This window comes from Streptomyces sp. NPDC002671, from assembly GCF_053592475.1.
The window spans coordinates 61,656-82,878 of the sequence record NZ_JBSFVU010000031.1; the positions used below are offsets into that span (position 1 = coordinate 61,656).

Below are 21,223 nucleotides of genomic sequence, written 5' to 3' on the forward strand. Positions count from 1 at the left end.
ACAACGTCGTGCGTCTCAACCGAAGCCTCAAGGCCGCGGCCGGTGCCGCCGCTCTGCTGCTCGCCGCCGCCTGCAGCTCCTCCGACTCCGGCGGCTCCTCCTCCGGCCTCAACCCGCCCGATCTCAAGGCCCCGACGAAGCTCGGCAAGACGGAGGGCCAGGTCAACCTGATCGCCTGGGCCGGTTATGTCGAGGACGGCTCCAACGACCCCAAGGTGGACTGGGTCAGCGACTTCGAGAAGCAGACCGGCTGCCAGGTCCATTCCAAGGTGGCCGCCAGCTCGGACGAGATGGTCAAGCTGATGAAGACCGGCGAGTACGACGCCGTCTCCGCGTCCGGCGACGCCTCGCTGCGCCTGATCGCCTCCGGCGACGCGGCCCCCGTCAACACCGCCCTGGTGCCCAACTACACCAACATCTTCAGCGGGTTGAAGAACGGATCCTGGAACTCCGTGAAGGGGCAGATGTACGGCATCCCGCACGGGCGGGGCGCCAACCTGCTGATGTACAACACGGAGAAGGTGAAACCCGCGCCCACCTCCTGGTCGGCCGTCTTCGAGGGCGCGGACCAGCACAAGGGTCACGTCACCGCGTACGACTCGCCCATCTACATCGCCGACGCGGCGCTGTATCTCAAGGCCACCAAGCCGGACTTGGGGATCAAGGACCCGTACGCCCTGGACCAGAAGCAGTTCGACGCGGCGGTCGCACTGCTGAAGAAGCAGAACGCGGACATCGGGGAGTACTGGAGCGACTACCTCAAGGAGATCTCCGCGTTCAAGAGCGGCGACTCGGTGGTCGGCACCACCTGGCAGGTCATCGCCAACCTCACCGCCCAGGAGGGCGCCAAGGTCAAGGCCTTTGTACCGAAGGAGGGTTCGACCGGCTGGTCGGACACCTGGATGGTCTCCGCCAAGGCCAAGCACCCCAACTGCGCGTACAAGTGGCTGGACTGGATCGTCTCGCCCAAGGTCAACGCCCAGGTCGCCGAGTACTTCGGGGAGGCCCCGGCCAACTCCAAGGCGTGCGCCGAGACCAGCGACAAGAACTTCTGCACCGTCTTCCACGCCGCCGACGAGGGCTACTGGAAGCGGATCGCCTTCTGGAACACGCCCATCGAGCAGTGCCTGGACGGCCGCACGGACGTGAAGTGCGTGCCGTACGCCAAGTGGGTGCAGGCCTGGACCGAGATCAAGGGCTGAGCCGTGACGACCGAAGCGACGGCCGCCGCCGGACGGGGAACCGCCCGGCGGCTCGCCGGAACCCTGCACCGCAGACCCCGGCTCCGGCTGGCCCTGCTGCTCACCGCCCCGCTGCTGTGGCTCGCCGTGCTCTACCTCGGCTCGCTGGCGGTGCTGTTCGTGTCGGCGTTCTGGACGACGAACTCCTTCACCTCGCAGGTGGTGAAGGTCTGGTCGACGGACAACTTCCACGAGCTGTTCACGACGCCCGTCTTCCGCCAGGTGATCCTGCGCAGCGTCGGCGTGGCGCTCGCGGTGACCGTGCTCTGCGCGGTGATCGCCTTCCCGGTCGCCTTCTACACCGCGCGCGTGGCCCGGCCGAGGTGGCGCCCGCTGCTCGTGGTGGCGATCCTCACCCCGCTGTGGGCGAGTTATCTCGTCAAGGTGTACGCCTGGCGGCTGATCCTCTCCCAGGGCGGCCTCGCCGACTGGATGCTGGCGCCGTTCGGCCTCGGCGGCCCGGGCTTCGGCCTGCCGGCCACCGTCCTCACACTGACGTACCTGTGGCTGCCGTACATGATCCTGCCGATCCACACGGCACTCGAGCAGCTCCCGGCGAACCTCCTCGACGCGTCCGCGGACCTGGGCGCGCGGGCGGGCCGTACGTTCCGCTCGGTGGTGCTGCCGATGGTGCTGCCGTCCGTGGCCGCAGGCTCGGTGTTCACGTTCTCGCTCAGCCTCGGCGACTACATCACCGTGCAGATCGTGGGCGGCAAGACGCAGCTGATCGGCAATCTCGTGTACTCCAACATCGAACTCAACCTGCCCATGGCAGCCGCGCTGGGCACCGTCCCCGTGGCCGTGATCGTCCTGTATCTCCTGGCGATCCGCCGTACGGGCGCCCTGAACAGCCTGTAGGAGAAGAGCGCCATGCATCTTGGCCGCACCGCGCGCATCGCCCTGCGCGCAGGCGCCGCACTCGGCTTCGCGGTGATCTACGTCCCGCTGCTGCTCGTGCTCGTCAACTCCCTCAATCCGGACCGCAGCGCGAGCTGGCCGCCGCCCGGGCTGACCCTGCACTGGTGGTCGGTCGCCACCTCCAACACCGGTGCCCGTGACGCGGTGTGGGTGTCGGTGAAGGCGGGTCTCGGCGCGACCGCCATCGCGCTGGTGCTCGGGACGCTGATCGCATTCGCGGTCGCCCGGCACCGGTTCTTCGGCCGCGACACGGTCTCGTTCATCGTCGTCCTGCCGATCGCGCTGCCCGGCATCGTCACCGGCATCGCGCTCAACTCGGCCTTCGGCACGGTCCTGGAGCCGCTCGGCGTGGGCCTCGGGCTGTTCACCGTGATCGTCGGCCACGCCACCTTCTGCATCGTCGTGGTCTTCAACAACGTGGTGGCCCGGCTGCGGCGCACGGCCTCCTCGTACGAGGAGGCTGCCATGGACCTCGGCGCGACCAGCTTCCGCGCCTTCGTGGACGTCACCTTCCCGCTGGTGCGTTCCGCGCTGCTGGCCGGCGCGCTGCTCGCCTTCGCCCTGTCCTTCGACGAGATCGTGGTGACGACCTTCACCGCCGGGCCCGGCATCGAGACCCTCCCCATCTGGATCTTCAACAACATGACCAGGCCGCAGCAGGCACCCGTGGTGAACGTGGTCGCCGCCGTGCTCGTCCTGCTGTCGGTGGTCCCGATCTACGTGGCCCAGCGGCTGTCCGCGGACACGGCGACGTCAAGTCGGGTGTGAGGCTCGCGCCCCGCGGCGGGGCGGCGGGGGCTTTCGTAGGCTGAGGTCGTGATCGAACTGGCCGCGGCGTTCGCGGTCGCGGGAGCGGCGAGCAACGCCGTGGGCACGGCATTCCAGCGCAAGGCGGCGTCCGCCAGCAGCCGCGGCGGGATCCGGCTGCTGGCGGAACTGGTGCGCCGGCGGTTCTGGCTGCTCGGCATGGCGGGCGTGATCGGCGCCGCCCTGTTCCAGAGCCTGGCCCTGCTCAACGGGCCGCTCGCGCTGGTACAGCCGCTGTTCATCCTGGAACTGCCCTTCGCCCTGCTCGTCGCCGCCCCGCTGATGCACCGCCGACTGCCCCGCTGGGGCTGGTGGGGTGTCGGCGGCTGTGTGGCGGGCCTGGCGGCACTGCTGCTCGCCGCCGCCCCGCACGGAGTCACCCACCAGGCGCCCCTCGCGCGCTGGATCCCGGCGCTGTGCCTGTGCCTGGGCGGGATGGCGGCGGCCGTCCTGCTGGCCGGCCGGGGCCCGGGCGCGCCGCCCGCCCGGCGCGCCGCGCTGCTGGCCGCCGCGTCCGCGACCGGGAACGCGCTGACCGCCGCCCTGCTGAAGTCGGCGACGGGCACCTTCGCCGACGAGGGTTTCCTCGCCTTCCTCCGCTCCTGGCAGACGTACGGCTTCGCGCTGGCCGGCGTGGCCTCCGTGATCCTGCTGGAGAACGCGCTCCAGGCGGGCCCGCTCGCCGCGGCGCAGCCCGCGCTGACGATCGGCGACGCGGTGGTGAGCCTGACCCTGGGCATCACCCTGTTCGGAGAGCGGATCCGCACGGGCTGGTGGCTGGTGCCGGAGGTGCTCGGTGCCCTGCTGATCGTGGTCGGCGTTTTCGTACTGAGCCGGGCCGTTCAGCGCATCCGGTTCACCTGATGCGGTGATCATGTGGGACCGGTCCAGGCAAAAGAGGCCTGTATCGGACGGAACTCGTGAAGTCGCCTGATTACTGTGTGCGTTCATGTGGTCCGGTGCGGTCTTGCGACGGTGCCGCTCCCGGTCGGGGACCGGGGCGGTGCTCGCGCTGCTGCTGGGCACACTCCTGCACGTGCTGGCCTGCGCCCACGGACCGGCGGTCGGCACCGCCGAACGCATCGATGCCTTTCCGCGCACGTCCTCGGCGGCCGTCGCGGCCGTGACGGGCACGCCGTCCTCCTTCGACGCCGATCCCGACGGCCATGACGACGCGCACTGCTGTCCCGGCGCGGACGAGGCTGCTCTCCAGGCCCCCCGCCACAAGGACCTGGCCTCCCCGCCCCTCCACATCGTCCCGCAGGCCGATTCCCCCGGCGCCCCCACCGGCGTAGGCCCCGCGCGGCGTCGCGGATCGCCGTTCCCCGCCGAGGCCTCCTCCGACGGCCCCTCACGCGCGCTTCTCGGCGTCTGGCGGTCCTGAGCGGACCACGTCGCGCTCACGCATCCGGCGTGCGCGCGGCGTCCGTCCGGCTCAGCCGTCACACTTCCCGCACCGCGAACGCCCGGCCGCCGCGCACAGCGCCGGCCGTAGGAGAAGCACGCCATGAAACACCCCACCCCCACGCCCCTCTCCGTCCTCCTCGCCGAGTCACCGGCGTACGCCTCGAGCCGGACGCTCACCCCTGCAGGGCTCGTCGGCGACACCCCCGTGCTGTGGATCGGGGAGCCCTTCACCGCCGCCGGCCGCGGTTTCTGGGCGAAGCTCGAAGGCCACAACCCCGGCGGCATCAAGGACCGCAGCGCCCTGTACATGGTCCGCCTCGCCCGTGAGCGCGGGCAGTTGGCGCCGGGTGCCCGGATCGTGGAGTCGACGTCCGGCACCCTCGGCCTCGGTCTGGCCCTCGCCGGGATCATCCACGGACATCCGCTCACCGTGGTCACCGACCCCGGCATGGAGCCGCTGGTGACCGGTCTGCTCACCGCCTACGGCGCCGAGATCGACGTGGTAGCCGCTCCGCATCCGGAGGGCGGCTGGCAGGGAGCCCGCCGCCGGCGGGTGGCGGAGCTGCTCGCCGCTCACCCCGACGCGTGGTGCCCCGACCAGTACGACAACCCCGACAACAGCGCCGCCTACGCTCCCCTCGCCCGCGAACTCCTCGTCCAGCTCGACCGGATCGACACCCTCGTGGTCTCCGTCGGCACCGGGGGCCACTCCGCCGGCATCGCCTCCGTACTGCGCGCGCACTTCCCGCGGCTGCGCGTCGTGGGCGTGGACACGACCGGGTCCACGATCTTCGGGCAGCCTCCCGGGGACCGCCTCATGCGGGGCCTGGGGTCGGGCATCCATCCCCGCAACGTCGTGCACGCCCTGTTCGACGAGGTCCACTGGGTCGCCGCGGCGGAGGCCGTGTGGGCCGCGCGGCGACTGGCCCGGGCGCACTACGCCACCGGTGGCTGGAGCGTGGGCGCCGTCGCTCTGGTCGCCCGCTGGCTGGCGCGCACCCTGCCCGCCGGGAACCGGATCGTCGCCGTCTTCCCCGACGGGCCGCAGCGCTACGTCGGCACGGTCTTCGACGACACCTTCTGCGCCCGGCACGGCCTGCTCGGGCACCCGCCCGCGGACGAACCGGACCGGATCGCCCACCCCGCCGAGCGGACCGTCACCCGCTGGACCCGCTGCACGCACGTGGTCGACCCGCTGGCCGCCGGGCGCGCGGCGCACGAGCTGACGGGAGTGACCCGATGAGGCACCTGTGGCGGCAGACGCTCTCCTTCCCGTCGGCCGTACGGCTGCTGATGGCCAACCAGTTCCTCATCAATCTGGCCTTCTACATGCTGATGCCGTACCTAGCCGCCCATCTGGCGGGCGAACTCGGGCTCGCCGCCTGGGCGGTGGGGCTGGTCCTCGGGGTGCGCAACTTCTCGCAGCAGGGGATGTTCCTCATCGGCGGCACGCTCGCCGACCGCCTCGGCTACAAGACTCCCATCATGGCCGGCCTCCTCCTGCGGACCGTCGGCTTCGGCCTGCTCGGCTGGGTCGGCGACCTGCCGACGCTGGTCGTCGCCTCCGCCGCGACCGGTTTCGCGGGCGCGCTGTTCAATCCGGCGGTGCGCGCGTATGTCGCCGTGGAGGCCGGGCCCCGCCGGGTCGACGCGTTCGCCCTTTTCAACGTCTACTACCAGGCGGGCATGCTGCTGGGCCCACCGCTCGGACTCGCGCTGCTGGCCGCCGACTTCCGTCTGGTGTGCGGGGTGGCGGCGGCCGTCTTCGTGCTCCTCACGGCGCTGCAGTGGCGCTGTCTGCCGACGCGCCGCGCCGAGCGGGCGGAGCCCGGCACCGGCCGGGCGGGCGTGCTGTCCGACTGGCGTACGGTCGTGTCCAACCGGCCCTTCCTGCTCTTCGCCGCCGCGATGACCGGCTCGTACGTCCTGACCTTCCAGGTCTATCTGGCGCTGCCCCTGGCGGCCTCCGACGTACTCGGGTCCGGTGGTACGGCGGTGACGAGCGGGCTGTTCGTCGTCTCCGCGGCGGTGTCCGCCGTCGGGCAGCTGCGGCTCACCGGCTGGGCCAAACAGCGCTGGCGACCGGCCCAGGCCCTGGTACGCGGGCTGGCGGCGATGGGCCTCGCCTTCGTCCCGCCGGCCCTGGTCCCGGCGGGTTCGGCACCGGCGGCCCTGGTCGCGCTGCTCCTCTCCGTAGTCCTGCTCGCGGTGGGCGGCGCGATCGTCTACCCCTTCGAGATGGACACCGTGGTGACGCTGTCCGGCGATCGCCTGGTCGCCACCCACTACGGCTTCTACAACACCGTCTCCGGCATCGGCATCACCGTGGGCAACCTCGGCACCGGGGCCCTGTGGGGCTTCGCCGGACAGCACGATGTCCGCTGGCTCGCGTGGTCGGCCCTGGCCCTGACGGGCCTCGGCGGCGCGGCCTGCGTGGGCTGCCTCTCCCGTACCGGCCGGCTGGCCGTGCCTACCGCGCAGCCCGTCGCGGCATGAGTGGCGGGATGTGAGGTTCAGCCCTCGCTGCGGCGGGCGTACACCTCGATCTCGATCTTCATACGGGGGTCGGCCAGGCCGCACATCATCATCGTGGCCGCCGGGCGGACTTCGCCGAAGCAGCGGCGCAGGACGGGCCAGCAGGGCTCGAAGTCCGCCCGGTCGGGCAGGAGATAGCGGACGCGCACGACGTCGGCGAAGCTGCACTTCGCCTCGGCCAGGGCGGCCTCGATGTTGCGCAGGCACTGCTCGGCCTGCTCCACCACGTCGTCCGAGATCGTCATCGTGGTGTAGTCGAACCCGGTCGTGCCGGACACATGCACCCAGTCGCCGTCGACCACGGCCCGGGCATAACCGATCTGCTCCTCGAACGTCGAACCGCTGAGGATCGCGCGTCGTTCTGTCATGTACCGAACGCTATGCGAGCAGCGCCGAACAGGTCCATCCGCGATCTTCGTTCGCTCCCAGGATTCGATCGGAACGGGTCACGCCTCCGGCCGTACCGGATGCCGGCTCATGATCGAGACGCGGTTGAACGCGTTGATGGTGACGGCCACCCAGATCACCGCGGATATCTGGTCGTCGGTGAGGACCTCACGCGCGGCCTCGTAGGCGGTGTCCTGCGCGGCGGTGTCCGCGGCGTCGGTGGTCGTCTCGGCCAGGGCGAGGGCGGCGCGCTCGGCCTCGGTGAACACCTCGGTCTCCCGCCAGGCGGCGAGCACGCCGAGCCGCTGCGGGGTGTCGCCCGCCCGCAGCGCGGCCCGGGTGTGCACGTGCAGGCAGTAGGCGCAGCCGTTGAGCTGCGACACGCGGAGGTTGACCAGTTCCACCAGAGTGCGGTCCAGGCCCGCCTCCGCGGCGACCGTACGGACGGCCTCGGACGTCTGCACCAGCGCGTGGTAGGCCTTCGGGCTCTGCTTGTCGATGAAGATCCGCTGCTCGGCGCCGGCCGGTACGGAACTGGTCACCCTTGCCTCCTCCGGATCCCGCAGACGGTCCCCGTACCGTTTCGCGTGCACGGCGCCGCCATGGGGTCTATGATCGCGATAGTTGTTGAACTTAAAACTATCATGATGGGAGGTGGGCCGGATGAGCAATACCGAAACGCGGCCCGTCGAGATGGCGTGCGGCTCCCCCGCCGACGAGCACCGGCCCGCTCCCCGGGTCGAGGTGCTCACGCCGCGCGACGTGCCGCTCGGCGGGCCCCGCGCCATGCCGGTACGGCGCACCCTGCCGCAGCGGGCCCGCACCCTGATCGGCGCCTGGTGCTTCGCGGACCACTACGGCCCGGACGACGTCAGCCGCACCGGCGGCATGGACGTCGCCCCGCATCCCCACACCGGGCTGCAGACGGTGAGCTGGCTGTTCAGCGGCGAGATCGAGCACCGGGACACCCTGGGCAGCCACGCGTTCGTACGGCCCGGCGAGGTGAACCTCATGACGAGCGGGCACGGCATCGCCCACTCCGAGGTCTCCACGCCCGGGACCACGGTGCTGCACGGCGTCCAGCTGTGGGTCGCGCTGCCCGAGGAGCACCGGCACACCGCCCCGGGCTTCCGGCATCACGTTCCGGAGCCCGTGCGGCTCGACGGCGCCGTCCTGCGCGTCTTCCTCGGCTCCCTCGCTGGAGCGGTCTCCCCCGTGCCGACCTTCACGCCCCTGCTCGGCGCCGAGATCACCCTGGAACCGGGCGCGGCACTCGCCCTGACGGTCGACCCCGGCTTCGAACACGGCGTCCTCGTCGACCAGGGCCGGGTCACCGTCGCCGGTACGTCGCTGCAACCGGCAGAGCTGGGCTACGTACCGGACGGCAGCGACACTCTCATGCTCGTCAACGAGTCGGACGTCATGGCGCGCGTTGTGCTGCTCGGCGGAACGCCGTTCGGCGAGGAGATCGTGATGTGGTGGAACTTCGTCGCCCGCTCCCAGGAGGAGATCGTACAGGCTCGCGAGGACTGGACGAAGGGGGCACGTTTCGGTGAGGTGAAGGGCTACGCCGGGGGTCCGCTGCCCGCACCCGAGCTGCCGTCGGTGCCGTTGAAGCCACGCGGAAGGGTGCGCTGACCTGGGAAAACCTGATTCTCCCGGCCAGGGAGTTCGAGACCGTGTCTACGCCTGTCCGGCCACGAGGACCCCTGGTGGCGCGGGCCCTTGGATGCTGCCTCCGGAGCCGAACAGCCTTCGGGGCCAGTCGTCGCAGGCGGACCACTCGGGTGGTTGTGGGAACCCAACAGGTTCAGGTGGAGTGGGACGAAGGTCCGAGCCTTGCGGCCCACAGGTCGACGCGGAGAGTTCCGGCCGCGGCATAGACGACTGGGGTGACATCGCCCTGCCCGAGCAAGTAGGCGCGGGTCGGGCTGCTTGCCGGACCACCACCGCGCACCAGGAAGCGGCGCACATGGCACACCAAGCAACGGCTCCGCCACTCCCAGCGCACCTCCTCCAGTCGCCAGCCCCCGCAGCACCACCATCGAGTGGTACGACAACTCATCCGATCAGAGCTACGACCTGTGGTTTTGCCGCCACTGACCCTCCGAAGTCAGCACCGAACCAGCACCGGGGAATCTCGTGCCGGAGCGGGGAACGCGGAGGCGCCCGGCCTGACCGACCACGGCCCCGACGACAGACAGCAAGGAGGGTCACTCACAGTAGCGCGCTCGACCACAGTGCAGAGCTGAAACTGCTGCCTCGCAGCAACTGCACGCCGACGACCGCTCCCGACCGCCCGTCAGCAGGTCTGCCCCACCCATCGCTCCCCTGGGAGGCGGCGCCGTGGTGCTGCTCGGCGACACGCCGACATCGACGGATCGGGCCCGTACTTTACTTGGGGCGGTGCCCGGACGGCAGCGCAGCGTTCAGACCGGGCTTGCGGGGTTCGCCGCTGTCGAGGACCGGGGCGGCCAGGTCTGTGATGAGAGGATGCCGAGCACATAGGCTCGGGCGACCAGCGCCGGGCGGGTGGCGGCGTCGAGCAGGGCGCGCAGGCGGCTCAGGTGGTAGTCCAGCGTCTGCCGGGACAGGCGCAGCGTCGCTGCGATGTCCGCGTTGCTGTGCCCGGCCGCCAGCAGGGCGAGTATGCGGACCTGGGCGGCCGTCAGATCCGGTCGGGCCTGATGACGCAGGCCGAGGTGAGTGCCGACGGCCCACACGCCCGACACACCGGGTGTCGTACCACACACGGTGCTCAGATGGATTCGGGCCCGGCGCTGCCAGCCGTCCCGGTCGACGAGTACGGCACATGTGCGGGCGCTTCGGCACCGGCCGCTGATCAGGTCGCCCCAGAGCCGGTGCAGGGTGCTCCGTTCGGGTGTCCTGGCGAGCAAGGTGTCGGCCGGCAGGCCGATCAGGTCGGAGAGCCGGATGCGCAGGACATCGGCGACCGCGGTGCCGGCCTCGCTGACCCGGCCATCCGGATTCAGGCGGACGCAGAGCAGTCCGCTGTGGTCGCGCAGGGCCTGTAAGTCGGCCTCGGCCCGGTGTCTTTGGTCCAAAACCTGGGCGTAGTCGGTGACGTCGACGTAGATGCCCGCGACACACCGGACCGCGCCCCAGCGGACGGGGAAGCGGTATCCCGCCGCACGACCCGGGCAACCGTCGACGCGCCGGTAGGTGAGAGTGTGCCGCACCGGCCGGCCGCGCGTCAGGACCTGCTGGTCGAGGGCGAGGAACCGGGCGATGTCACCGGCTTCGTCGACGTCGGCGAGGTGACGGCCGATCACGGCGTCGCGCGTGGTGCCGTACAGGTGGGCATAGGCGTGGTTGGCCCACAGGTAACGGCCTGTGGCGTCGCGTACGAATGCCGCGGCCGGGGCGAGGTCGGCGAACGTGGCGTACGGGTCGTCGTCCGGCCGGTCGACCACCTCGATCGCCACTCCCCTGCTGCCGTGCCGTTCCGGGCCGCCGCCGAGTTCCGGCCAGTGGACGTGGAAGGTTCTGCCCTCGAAATACGCGCGGTACGGGCCGCAGCCGGACGCGCTGGACGGGCCGCCGCCGTCCGCGTGGAGGGCCTCGAGGAAGCGGCGGGTGGCGCGCCGGTCGTCGAACGCGGCGCCCCCGCTGTCGACCACGCTCAGGCTGCTGTCGGCTTCCCACCATGACACCGCAAGAGGCGCGAGCAGCGCCTTGAAATCGGCTTCGTCCACGTTCAACTCCTTCAACCCTGCACCACATCACTTTGGGTGATACCTCATGCGTATCCCGTAAGGGATGGGGCATGCGAGCGAGGGAGCCGCACCGTGGCGTCGGCGGCGCTAGCGCATGACCGCACCTTCACTTGGCGCGGATCGGTGGCAGCAGTAAGGCATTTGCCTGAGTGGTTCGGGAATCTCGGCGCCTCGGACGCGGACGGGTGCTGGTTCGCTTGAAGGAGACGGCGTGACAGTGGTCGATGTACCGACGCAGCCGCGGACCACACACTGGCGCGGCCCCCTGGCCGCCCCACGACATCAGAGGAGTTGGAGTTCCGTGAGCAAGGTGCTGTACGTGCATGCCAAGGGCGGTCCTCCGGTGGGCCATGCCCTGCCACGGGTGGCCGCGAGGTCCGCGGTGCACCTACTGGCCCTCAGCGAGCTGCCCGCCCCCGTGGCCCATGACGCGGCGCAGCTGTACGCGTCGGTCGTCACACCCCTCGACGCCCGCGGTGGCGACCTGGTCGAACTCATCACCGCCCGAGCCCGCGAGGTGGGGGCGGACGCTGTTCTCACCTTCTCGGAGTACGCGGTGGTCGCGGTCGCCGAGGCGTCCCGGCAGCTCGGGCTGAGGGGTGCCGGGCCCGCCGCCGCCCTCGCCCGCGACAAACGCCTGATGCGCGCCGCATGGAAGCGCCGCGACATACCGCAGCCACGGTTCCGCGCCGTCACCAGCGTGGCCGAACTGGAGCGCGCGACCATCGAGTTGTCATGTCCACTTCTGTTAAAGGCGGCCTGGAGCGCCGGTTCGACCGCACACCAGATCATCGAGCGGCCCGCGGACGCGCTGGACGCCTGGCAGCGGTCGCGCGCGGTGATGGCCGAGTCCGCGCTGCTCGGGTTCGCGGAACTGCACGTGCCCGGCGCCTCGGAGGACTTCATCGTCGAGGAGATCGTCAGCGGATGTGCCGAGGAGTGGTTCGACGGCCCGGGCTGGGGTGACTACGTCAGCGTCGAGGGCGTGGTCGTCGACGGAGTCTTCCGCCCGGTCTGCCTGAGCGGTCGGATGCCGACGGTGACGCCCTTCACCGAACGCGCCGCTATCACCCCGGCCGCCGTGGGACGCGAGGCGCAGCGCGTCATCGTGGACCTCGCCCGGCGCGCCGTGGACGCCCTGGGACTGGAGAACTGCGGCACCCACACAGAGATCAAGCTGGGCAGGGAAGGCCGTATGTGGGTCATCGAGACGGCCGCGCGGTTCGGCGGGGCGATGACGGTGCCGCAGATCGAGGAGGTCTTCGGCCTGGATCTCGTCGGCATGTTCACCCACCAGCTGCTCGGCGGCTCACCCGCCTGGCCCGCACGGGCATTGACGCCCGAGGACGCCACGGGCGCGGCCGGATCGCTGGTGGTCCTCGCCGTGCAGGGCGACGGCACCCCTTGGCCCCGCCGTCATCGATGGGACGCCTCGGCGGTCGTCCGCTCGGCGCCGGTCGGCGCCGGCAGCACGCTGTCCGTCGTCCGCGAGAGCTCTCTGCCGGACGGGGCCCCCGTGCCGGTCTACGAGCCTGCCGCCGGGGCCAACACCATGGCGGGCCTGTGCCTGTTGTCGGCGGACCGGCCGCAGTCGGTCGTCCGTGACTTCACCGCCCTGGTCGACGCGCTGCCGCGCATCCTGCCCACGGACGCCACCGAGGGGGCCCGGCCATGACCCACGCACCGCACAAGGCCCACGTCCCCGACACGGCGGGCGATCGTACCGTCGTCGGCGCCAATCTCTCGCTGCCGTTGTTCCGCGCGCTGTCCGGTGTGCTCGCCGGACACCCGTACCTGAAGGTCGTGGTGGACAGGTCCGAGGACACCTGGCACCTGCTCGACACCCCGGTGCACCCCTTCCACGTCGACTACATCGCCACGCGCATCCTCGGCATGAGGATGGACGAACTCGACACCGGCCTGGACGCGTTCAACGCATCCGTGTACATGGCGCCTGACCGCCGCTTCCTGCTCGGGGTTTTGTCCCTGCACAGCGACGAGGACGCCGAAGGCTCCGAGCGGCCCTTCCTGGTCCTGGAGACGACCGAGGCGGACACCATGCACGCCGCACTGCTGGAGGAGTTCTACCACTACGTACGCGCAAGGGTGGACGGACGCCTCCCCCTGCTGCTGAAACCGGCGAACCACGGGCAGGAGCACGAACTCGCCTCGGTCAGTGAGGCACGCGTACCGCGCATCCTCAGCCAGGAGCTGTTCGGCAACCGGACCCGGACCTGCCTCAACCCGGGCATGGCCGAAGGCCGGCTGCGCTACTTCCGCCATCCGGCGGAGTACCACAGCGCCGCCCCACAGCTCGGCTGGGCGGACATCGTCGCGATGGCCTGCCTGCCCGACGACGTGCCCCGGGTGGCGGGGTTCGTCAACACGGAGCCCACGACGCCGCTTTCGCACACCAACGTCCTGGCGTCCGGCTGGGGCATCCCGAACGCGATCGTCCGCGACCTGGACGCGCTGGTGCGGCGGGACGGACTGGACGGCGCGTGGGTCCGCTACCGGGTCTCCGAGGACGCCATCACCCTGGAGCGGCTGTCCGACGCCCCGGTCCTGGAGAGCCCGGTCTGGCACCAGCAGCGCATCCACATCGACGCACCCCTGCTGAACGAGGCGCCGATCATGGCTCTGCCCCGGCTGCGGCGCGCCGACCGCGACAGTTACGGCACCAAGGCCGCCAACCTCGGCGAGCTGCACCATGTCCTGGACAGCCGCACGGCGGACCTGACCGCGTTCTACGCACGCCCGCGCCCGCCGCGGCCCGATCTGCTCGCCCACCTGGCCCTGCGTCTCGGCGAGCCGGAAGCGCCTGTGGAACGGCTGCGGGCCGCCGCGGCCGAACGCGTGGCGGCGACCATCCGGGCACCCGAGGGGGTAGCGCTCCCGTTCCGCCTGCACCATCTCTTCCTCACCTCGTCGCCCGCTCTGCAACAGGGCATCGGCAAGCTGAAGATGGCGCTCGAACTCGAAGCGCTCGACGTGATCGACTCCCTCTGTCTGGACCTGCAGCGCCTGATGCACCGCACGCCGATCCCCGACGAGGTGGCACGGGCCGTCACCGGCGCGGTGCCGGGTCTGCTGGCCGACGAACGTCGTCTCGTGGTGCGCTCGTCCTCCAACGCCGAGGACCTGCCGGGTTTCTCGGCGGCCGGGATCTACGACTCGGTCACCACCGTGCGCGGCGAGGAGCAGTTGCTGGACGCGGTGCGGCAGGTGTGGACGTCGTTGCTGTCGCCACGGAGCGTACGTCTGCGGCACGAGGCCGGCATCGTGCTGGACGACACCTACATGGGAGTGATCATCCAGCGGTATGTGCCCGCTGACCTCGGGGGTGTGCTGGTGACCTGCAATCCGACCCGACGTGAGGACTTCCGCAACGTCTACGTCAACTGCACGGCCGGTTCGCCGGAGCGGGTGGTCGACGGCACGGTCCTGCCCCACCAGTACTTGTACAACACGGTCGAGGGCGGCGGGCGCACCGTGGACGTCGGCTCGTCGGGTGAGGACCTCCCGTCGGACACGCGTACGTCACTGGGCGACCTGGCCTTGGTGGGGCGTCTGCTGCAGTCCCACTTCAGCGCGGGAGACCCCGACGACGCCCTGGACATCGAGTGGCTCATGACTGCTGAGGGGGCGTTCCATCTGGTCCAGGTCCGCCCGTACGCCCGGTGAGGCGCTCCATGACCTCTGTGTGGCACCGCTCCGCGGATCCGGCCATGACCCCGGCCGCCCGCCGCATCATCCGCCTCAACAACGGGTTCCAGCTGTTGTTCAACCTGTTGTGGTGGATGCCCGTGTTCTACGCCTACCAGCGTGCCGCGGGCCTGTCGGACGGCCAGATCTTCGGCATCCAGAGCATCTACTACATCGCCTTCTGCCTGTTCGAGATACCCACGGGGGTCGTCGCCGACCGCGTCGGTGCCCGCAACTGCCTGCGCGCGGGCGCGGTGGTCATGACGGCGGCGAACATGGTGCCGATGCTGGCTCCCTCGTACACGGGCTTCCTCGTGCACTTCCTCGCGATCGCCGCCGGGCGCTCCCTGACCTCGGGCGCGGCGAGCGCCTTCCTGTACGACGGATTGCGCGCCGAGGGAGCGGACGCCCATTACCTCAGGACGGAGGGCACGGCGCGTGCCCTCGGGCTCGCTGCCAAGATCGTCTGCTGGCCGCTCGTCGGACCGCTGATGTCTGTGGCCCACCAGTCGCCGTACGTACTCAGCGCGGCGAGCGCGGCGGGGTCTCTCGGCTGCGCCCTCGCCCTGCCCCGGATCGCCGCCGGTGACACGGGTGCGGGGGCGAGCACTCGTGGGCGGCGGCGGGGAACTCTGCTGCGGGACACGGGCGCCGCCCTGCGCACCCTTCGGTCGTCACCGTGGCTGGCCCTGCTCATGGTGCAGGGCGTGGCGGTCTTCACGCTGTCGCGGATCTGCCAGGTCAATCTGTTCCAGCCGGTGCTGCTCGAGCACGGCATCGCAGAGAGCAGCCACGGCAGTGTCCTCGCGGCGATGACGGTCGCCGAGGCAGTGGCCTCCGCCCGGCCCCAGTGGCTGAGCCGGCGGCTGTCGCCCGCGGCCTGGGTGTCCCTGCTGAGCGTCGCGCTCGCCGCCGCACTCGCCGGCACCACTGTCGGCGGTCCCTGGGCCGTGGTCGGACTGCTGTGCGCGTTCGCTGCGATCACCGGGTTCGGCTATCCGGTGCAGCGCAAGCTCATCAACGACGCCATCCCGAAGGGAGCGCCGCGTGCCACGCTGCTGTCGGTGGAGAGCATCGTGGACCGCGGTGTGTGTGCGGTGGCCGCAGTGGCCGCGGGCGCGTATCTGGCGGCGGGTCGGCTCGACGCTCTTCTGTGGCAGTCCGCCGCGGTCACCTGCGTGTTGATGCCGGTGCTTCATCTGGCTCTGCGCCGCGTGAGTCCGGCGTCGGCCGTGCGTGGGACGCATGGAGCACACGGTGCCGACGCGGCCTCCGCCAAGGCAGTCGCACAGCCGGTGGAGGAGCCCGTTGCGCTGCCCGTCGACGAGGGCGTGGCCCCGCACCCCTGATCGGGCCCGAGGCGACCGACCGCGCCGGGGAGCGTTACGCCCTCGGTCTTGCCGGACTCGACGGTGTGTCGAGGGCAACTTGTCCGCTGCGGAGTCCCGCACTCACCGGGTCTCCCCAGTCGCAGCCGCGCTGTTGAGCGATGCTGAAGATGTGCATGAAGGCGACGACCTGGTGGTCGTCGTGATCACCGCGTACACCGACGCGGACCCGGTAACCGGCACCTTCAGCGAGAGCGACAGGGTGCGCGGTACCGCACGCCCCGCTGCAACCGCCCACGCCTTGTGGTCGTCTTGTGCGCCGACTGTGTACGAAGCAGGGATGTGGGGGGCGTTGTGACGCGGAACGTGACGAAGGCCGGTCTCATTGCGGTGGCCATGGCGACGGTGCTCGGGACCTCGGCCTGCGGTGGGGAAGCCGGCGCGGCGGCTGGGAGGAGCGGCGGGGAGCTCTCCGCGCACGGGAAGGGGGAGTCCGTGGCGTCCTCCGGGGACGGGGCGTCGTCCGGCTCGGCGCCGGCGTCTCCCGGCACCGTGGGGAAGTTGTCCGGGATCGCGCAGACCGAGGCGTCGCCCATCACCCGGCACGTGCCGTGGAACCTGGACATTCTGGATCAGCGGTCGCGGCCGCTGAACGGGAAGTTCACCACCACCGCCACGGGCAAGGGCGTTCACGTCTACGTGATCGACACCGGGATGGACATCGCCCACAAGGAGTTCGGCGCACGCGCCCACCTCGGCGCCGACTTCGTGGGCCCGAAGGACTCCGGTGACTGCTTCAGCGAGGATGGGATGGGCCACGGCACGTTCGTCGCGGGCATCATCGGCGGGGCGAGGTACGGGGTGGCGCCCAAGGCGGATCTCGTACGGGTCCAGGGCATCCTGTGCGAGAGCGAGGGCGGCGGCTCCCCCGAGGCGGCCGAGGCGGCCTTGGTGAAGTCGGTCAAGTGGGTCACCGCGCACGCGCAGAAGCCTGCGGTGGTGAACATGTCGCTCAACCTCGACCACCGGTCCGCGGCACTGGAGTCCGCCGTGAAGAAGATGGTCGACGTGGGGATCCCGACGGTGGTGTCCGCCGGCAACTTTCATGACGACGCCTGCAAGCACTCCCCGGCCGGCGTCCCCGGCACGATCGTCGTGGCGGCCGCCACATCGAACGACCGCGCGTGGAGCGACACCGACTCCTACGGATCGGGCTACGGACGGTGCGTGGACCTGTACGCCCCCGGCCAGAAGGTGACCGCCGCCCTCGCCGGCGGGGGTACGACCACGGAGAACGACGGCGCGACGTCCTGGGCCGCGCCGCATGCGACCGGTGTGATCGCGCTGTACCTGTCGGCTCACCCCCACGCCACGGCCAAAGAGGTCCACGTTTGGCTCGACCACACGGCCACCCGCGGTGTCGTGCATGGCGTCCGCTCCGACACTCCCAACCGGCTGCTCAACACCGGCGGCCTCTGACCGGCCCCGGTCGCACGGTTGCTCAAGCGCCGGACCCTACCGCAATGGCCGGCCCAAGTCGCGCAGTCACCGCGCCCGCACCAGGAGTTGCAGCCCGATCGCTGACCTCGCGGTCGGCAGTGACGATTGGAACACACCGGCCGGCAAACCGGCGGCCTGCGGGGCTTCGACCATGCGGAGTGGCCTCAGTCACGCTTCTGCCATGGTGGCCACACGCATAGCCAACGCTCGAACTACGGTGCCCCACCACATGTGCGCTTGACGTGCGTGTTTCTACGGTGTGCCGACACGTACCCGTCCCCACCGCACACGAGGAAGTGGCACACATGGCCTCCGAAGCAGCATCCGCTCCCCCAACCCCCGCCAGTCTCCCCCGTATCGTCGCCGCCAGCCTCATCGGCACCACCATCGAGTGGTACGACAACTCATCCGGTCAGAGCTGCGACCTGCGGTTTTGCCGCCACTGACCCTCCGGAGTCAGCACCGAACCAGCACCGGGAAATCTCGTGCTGAGTGGGAGACGAGGCCGTGCTCGATCTGGCTGGCTGTGGGGCTTGATGACGGGTACCAGAGATCGTCACTCACCGTAGCGCTTCCTGCGGCACTAGCTTGATCTTTAACCTGTGCGGCGAGGCTTCGGGGTGGTTGAGTTCTTCGTTTGTCGTTTCGCTGACTGCGTCTTGCGGGGTGTGTGCACGTCGTGACGTGGGGTGGGCCGGGTGTTCTTGCGGCCCGGTGGTCGTCCGGGGCCGGGGCGGGTGGGTTTCGGTGCTTGGGCCGGACAGACGGTCTTCGGGCGGATGTGCCGGAAGTCGCGGCGGACGCGGGCGGGGGTGAGTCTGTCCGGGGAGCTTGGCTTCTCCCAGGGGTGACGCAGGTCGGCTGCGAGTGGGCGGGCGAGGCGGAGTCCAACCACGACTCTATGGAGGCCAACCCCCTGGGCCAGTACGCACCCCTGCGGTCACTCATGGGCAGAATCCGCAAGTTGGTTGACAAGACCATTCTTCTCCATGGCCGCGTGGACACCGCTTCTACGCTGGCCTTCATGCGCGAAGTCGAATACCTGAGCAGTGGCGTTCCGTTGGAAGAATATGAACTCACCCGCAGGGACCACCGCCGTCAGAAGCAGAGCGAGGAGATCAGCGAGTCGGTTCGGCGTCAGGTCGAGGAGGACAACGCCAAATGCCGGGCAGACCCGGCGAGGGCGGAGCGTCGGCGCCAGGCGTTCGAGAATGTCGCGAAGCTGATGCAGTCCTTCAAGAAGGCAGACCACGAGATCATGCGGTGGCGTGTCCGGTTGTACTGCGGCCACACCATCGAGACCGAAACGCACTACACGTACACCGACCCCATCTCCGCCGGGTCATACGGCAGGCGATGCTCTGAGTGCGGGGAAGACCGGCAAACAATCGTGGCCTTCGAACCCATCGGACTGCGTTGCGAGCCACCGGAAGCAACAGAACCTCCACCTCCGCCACCCCCGAAGAAGCCGACACGAGCCGACCTCGAACGACGCGTTAAGACCCTTGAGAAGGAGAACGAACGCTTGCGCGCGAAGCTCAGTGGCTGAAAGCTCCGACCGTAGCCACCGGGCTGACTCGCCAGCAGCTCACGGAGGCCGAGCTGACGGCAACGGCGAAGATCGCCGCCCGCACGGGCACCCAGTTCGCCCGCACAATGGCAGCTCATCGCTCCCTTCGGCAAAGACCCGGCCGTGCACCGGTCGGCGTTGCGCGCCATCGTCGTGTAGACACGGTCCACGTCAACCCCCGCTCGTTCGAGCGAATTGTTTCGAACCACCCGTCGCTGACAAACGGAACTGACAACATGCCGCCGTGGTACGTCAACCTCGAGTCGAAAGCGGGCCATTGAACCGGCGGGTCAATCAGCGGCAGCTCTCGGTGTTGCAGTGGGTGAAAGCCGGATGCCCTACCGGCGTCTGGGAGACCAGCTCCTACAAGACCACTTGCCAGGCACTGCAGAACCGGGGCCTGGCCACGATCTCCCGGACGGGCGGGCAGTGGAATGTCGCCCTGACAAGCGCCGGCCAGCACTATCTGGCGCACGGCACGTACCCTCCCCGCGGTTCACGCTCGCAGAAGACCCAGGCCGCCACTCCGCAACCCCCGTCTCACCGCGCGCAGGAAACTTCGGCCTCCGTGCGAAAGCCAAGCTCTCCCCCGCAGCCTCGCGTGACGTTCACGGAGCAGCTGCTGCAAGAGCTCGCGGAGGCGGGCGGCCGGATCGTCAAGAGCGGAAGCGGGCCGGATTCCGTGAACTGGCCGTCTCGTATCGCCGCTGTCCGCAGGTCCGGAAGGGTCCCGGAGACGAAGGAGCTGTACGGGGGCTGGTGCCGTGGCGGGTACGAGATCAAGCTCGTCGACATCCCCGCCTGGCGTCTTGCCGTCCTCGAACCCCTCCCCGTGCCCTCGCGGCTCGTGCGGCCGCACCCCGTGGTCCGGGCCATGCAGAACGAAAGTCAGCCGCTGGGCCTGACCAAGCCCGTCCAAGGGCGTGCTCTCCGACTCATCCAGGCGCTGATCGCCGCCGCCGAGAACGACGGACACTCCAGTTCGGCAGGACAAACTGGCTTCGCACCCCCGTCTCATCGTCGGCGCAGGGCATCTCCCCACTTCACCATCACCGCGCAGGGACAGACCGTGGGGTTCCTCGTCCTCCAGGAGCAGGACCGGACGGAGCACGTCGCCACCGAGAAGGAACTCACCGAGGCGAAGAAGTACTCCTGGGTCAGGATCCCCCGCTTCGACTACACCCCGTCCGAGCGTCTCCGCTTCGTCCTTAGCGGTGGCCAACCGCACCGGGCGAGCGAATGGGCCGACACTCTCGGACGCTCCCTCGAAGAGCAGCTCGCCGAGATCGCGCAGGAGGTCGCCCTCCGCGGCGAAGCCGCCGAACGCAGACGTCTCGACGAGATCGAAGCGGCACGCCAGAAGCGCGTCCGCTGGGAAGCTGCCATGGAGGGGGCTCGCGTCCGGTACGCGGAGGCGTACCGCGTCAGGCACCTCGAAGCCCAGGAAGCGGCATGGCGCCACGCCACCCGACTGACCGAATATGTGAGCGCCGTGCGCACGCGAATCGAGGCCATGCCGCCGGGGAAGGCGAGAACCGAAGCCGAAGCATGGATCAGCTGGGCAGCGGACACCGTGGAGCGTCTCGACCCCCTGGAAACTCCGCCCCAGTTGCCCGACATCCCCGAGCCGCGAGCCGACGACCTGAAGCCCTTCCTCGGGCACTGGAGCCCCTACGGCCCCTGACGCGCCACCCGCCCGACGGCCCGCCCAGCGTCACAGCCAATTGCAGCACGAGGCGTTCAGCAACGGCTACTTCACATCACCGTGAGACCAGGCACATAGCTGGACCCACGGTGACCGCACCACAGTTCATCAGTGCCGGCAGGACGGCCGGACGCTGAGCAGCTCGGTCCGCAGCACGGGCATGCCGTCGACAGGCGCCGGGTCCTGCGAAGTTGGCTCGATACCGCCAGCAGCGATCTTGTCGAGCGTCTTCAGGCCAGCGGCACCGACAGTGCCGAACACCGTGTAGTCCGGTCGCAGCGCGGAGTTGCCGTAGACGACGAAGAACTGCGAACCGTTCGTGTTCGGCCCGGCGTTGGCCATCGCCAGCAAACCGCGCCCGTAAAGGCGACGGACGCCGGTCG

At 70.1% G+C, this 21,223-nt stretch carries 18 protein-coding genes and 1 pseudogene; 14 read left to right on the top strand and 5 right to left on the bottom strand.

Going from position 1 to position 21,223, the window contains the following annotated elements; translation table 11 throughout:
* The first annotated feature begins 8 nt into the window (after positions 1–8).
* From ACWD35_RS35455 to ACWD35_RS35485, 7 genes are all read left to right on the top strand, one after another.
* The gene (locus tag ACWD35_RS35455; RefSeq protein ID WP_451355463.1) at positions 9–1,202 is read left to right on the top strand and encodes an ABC transporter substrate-binding protein; all 1,194 of its coding nucleotides are present in this window, start codon (positions 9–11) and stop codon (positions 1,200–1,202) included.
* A gap of 3 nt (positions 1,203–1,205) precedes the next feature.
* A complete protein-coding gene (locus ACWD35_RS35460; RefSeq protein WP_451355464.1) occupies positions 1,206–2,099 on the top strand; it encodes an ABC transporter permease in 894 nt (297 codons plus the stop codon).
* 12 nt (positions 2,100–2,111) lie between these two features.
* Positions 2,112–2,927 carry an ABC transporter permease gene (locus tag ACWD35_RS35465; RefSeq protein WP_451355465.1) on the top strand — a complete coding sequence of 272 codons (816 nt, stop codon included), beginning with the start codon at positions 2,112–2,114 and terminating at the stop codon, positions 2,925–2,927.
* Positions 2,928–2,975: 48 nt separating this feature from the next.
* Positions 2,976–3,830 carry a DMT family transporter gene (locus tag ACWD35_RS35470; RefSeq protein ID WP_451355466.1) on the top strand — a complete coding sequence of 285 codons (855 nt, stop codon included), beginning with the start codon at positions 2,976–2,978 and terminating at the stop codon, positions 3,828–3,830.
* A 139-nt stretch (positions 3,831–3,969) separates the two neighbouring features.
* Entirely contained in the window at positions 3,970–4,350 is a 381-nt protein-coding gene (locus tag ACWD35_RS35475; RefSeq protein WP_451355467.1) for a hypothetical protein, read from the top strand.
* A gap of 123 nt (positions 4,351–4,473) precedes the next feature.
* Positions 4,474–5,616 (top strand): PLP-dependent cysteine synthase family protein, encoded by a 1,143-nt coding sequence (locus ACWD35_RS35480; RefSeq protein WP_451355468.1) that lies wholly within the window; start codon positions 4,474–4,476, stop codon positions 5,614–5,616.
* Entirely contained in the window at positions 5,613–6,869 is a 1,257-nt protein-coding gene (locus ACWD35_RS35485) for an MFS transporter (RefSeq protein ID WP_451355469.1), read from the top strand. Before ACWD35_RS35480 ends, ACWD35_RS35485 begins: the two co-directional genes overlap by 4 nt.
* 17 nt (positions 6,870–6,886) lie before the next feature.
* Here the strand turns inward: ACWD35_RS35485 and ACWD35_RS35490 are convergent, their stop codons facing one another.
* Positions 6,887–7,276 (bottom strand): RidA family protein, encoded by a 390-nt coding sequence (locus tag ACWD35_RS35490; RefSeq protein ID WP_451355470.1) that lies wholly within the window; start codon positions 7,274–7,276, stop codon positions 6,887–6,889.
* 78 nt (positions 7,277–7,354) lie between these two features.
* Positions 7,355–7,837 (bottom strand): carboxymuconolactone decarboxylase family protein, encoded by a 483-nt coding sequence (locus ACWD35_RS35495; RefSeq protein WP_451355471.1) that lies wholly within the window; start codon positions 7,835–7,837, stop codon positions 7,355–7,357.
* A gap of 121 nt (positions 7,838–7,958) precedes the next feature.
* Between ACWD35_RS35495 and ACWD35_RS35500 the strand changes: the two genes are divergently transcribed.
* Positions 7,959–8,933 (top strand): pirin family protein, encoded by a 975-nt coding sequence (locus tag ACWD35_RS35500; RefSeq protein WP_451355472.1) that lies wholly within the window; start codon positions 7,959–7,961, stop codon positions 8,931–8,933.
* Positions 8,934–9,724: 791 nt separating this feature from the next.
* On the opposite strand, the gene ACWD35_RS35505 is transcribed toward ACWD35_RS35500, so the two are convergent.
* Positions 9,725–11,011: a PAS domain-containing protein gene (locus tag ACWD35_RS35505; protein WP_451355473.1), complete on the bottom strand. Its 1,287-nt coding sequence runs from the start codon at positions 11,009–11,011 to the stop codon at positions 9,725–9,727.
* A gap of 322 nt (positions 11,012–11,333) precedes the next feature.
* On the opposite strand from ACWD35_RS35505, the gene ACWD35_RS35510 reads away from it, so the two are divergent.
* From ACWD35_RS35510 to ACWD35_RS35525, 4 genes are all read left to right on the top strand, one after another.
* Positions 11,334–12,707, top strand: coding sequence for an ATP-grasp domain-containing protein (locus tag ACWD35_RS35510; protein WP_451355474.1), 1,374 nt, complete (start codon positions 11,334–11,336; stop codon positions 12,705–12,707).
* Complete coding sequence (locus tag ACWD35_RS35515) at positions 12,704–14,716, top strand: PEP/pyruvate-binding domain-containing protein (RefSeq protein WP_451355475.1); 2,013 nt, start codon at positions 12,704–12,706, stop codon at positions 14,714–14,716. Before ACWD35_RS35510 ends, ACWD35_RS35515 begins: the two co-directional genes overlap by 4 nt.
* Before the next feature lie 8 nt (positions 14,717–14,724).
* On the top strand, positions 14,725–16,086 hold the full coding sequence (locus ACWD35_RS35520) for an MFS transporter (protein WP_451355476.1): 1,362 nt from the start codon (positions 14,725–14,727) through the stop codon (positions 16,084–16,086).
* A 474-nt stretch (positions 16,087–16,560) separates the two neighbouring features.
* Entirely contained in the window at positions 16,561–17,544 is a 984-nt protein-coding gene (locus ACWD35_RS35525) for a S8 family peptidase (protein WP_451355477.1), read from the top strand.
* 616 nt (positions 17,545–18,160) lie between these two features.
* Here the strand turns inward: ACWD35_RS35525 and ACWD35_RS35530 are convergent.
* Positions 18,161–18,451, bottom strand: a pseudogene (locus tag ACWD35_RS35530) (NF041680 family putative transposase); the annotation flags it as partial.
* Between the two features lie 78 nt (positions 18,452–18,529).
* On the opposite strand from ACWD35_RS35530, the gene ACWD35_RS35535 reads away from it, so the two are divergent.
* Both ACWD35_RS35535 and ACWD35_RS35540 read left to right on the top strand, forming a co-directional pair.
* Positions 18,530–19,114 (top strand): hypothetical protein, encoded by a 585-nt coding sequence (locus ACWD35_RS35535; RefSeq protein WP_451355478.1) that lies wholly within the window; start codon positions 18,530–18,532, stop codon positions 19,112–19,114.
* 622 nt (positions 19,115–19,736) lie between these two features.
* On the top strand, positions 19,737–20,819 hold the full coding sequence (locus tag ACWD35_RS35540; protein WP_451355479.1) for a hypothetical protein: 1,083 nt from the start codon (positions 19,737–19,739) through the stop codon (positions 20,817–20,819).
* Positions 20,820–20,948: 129 nt separating this feature from the next.
* Here the strand turns inward: ACWD35_RS35540 and ACWD35_RS35545 are convergent.
* A partial coding sequence (locus ACWD35_RS35545) for a peptidylprolyl isomerase (RefSeq protein ID WP_451355480.1) occupies positions 20,949–21,223 on the bottom strand: 275 nt, incomplete at its 5' end.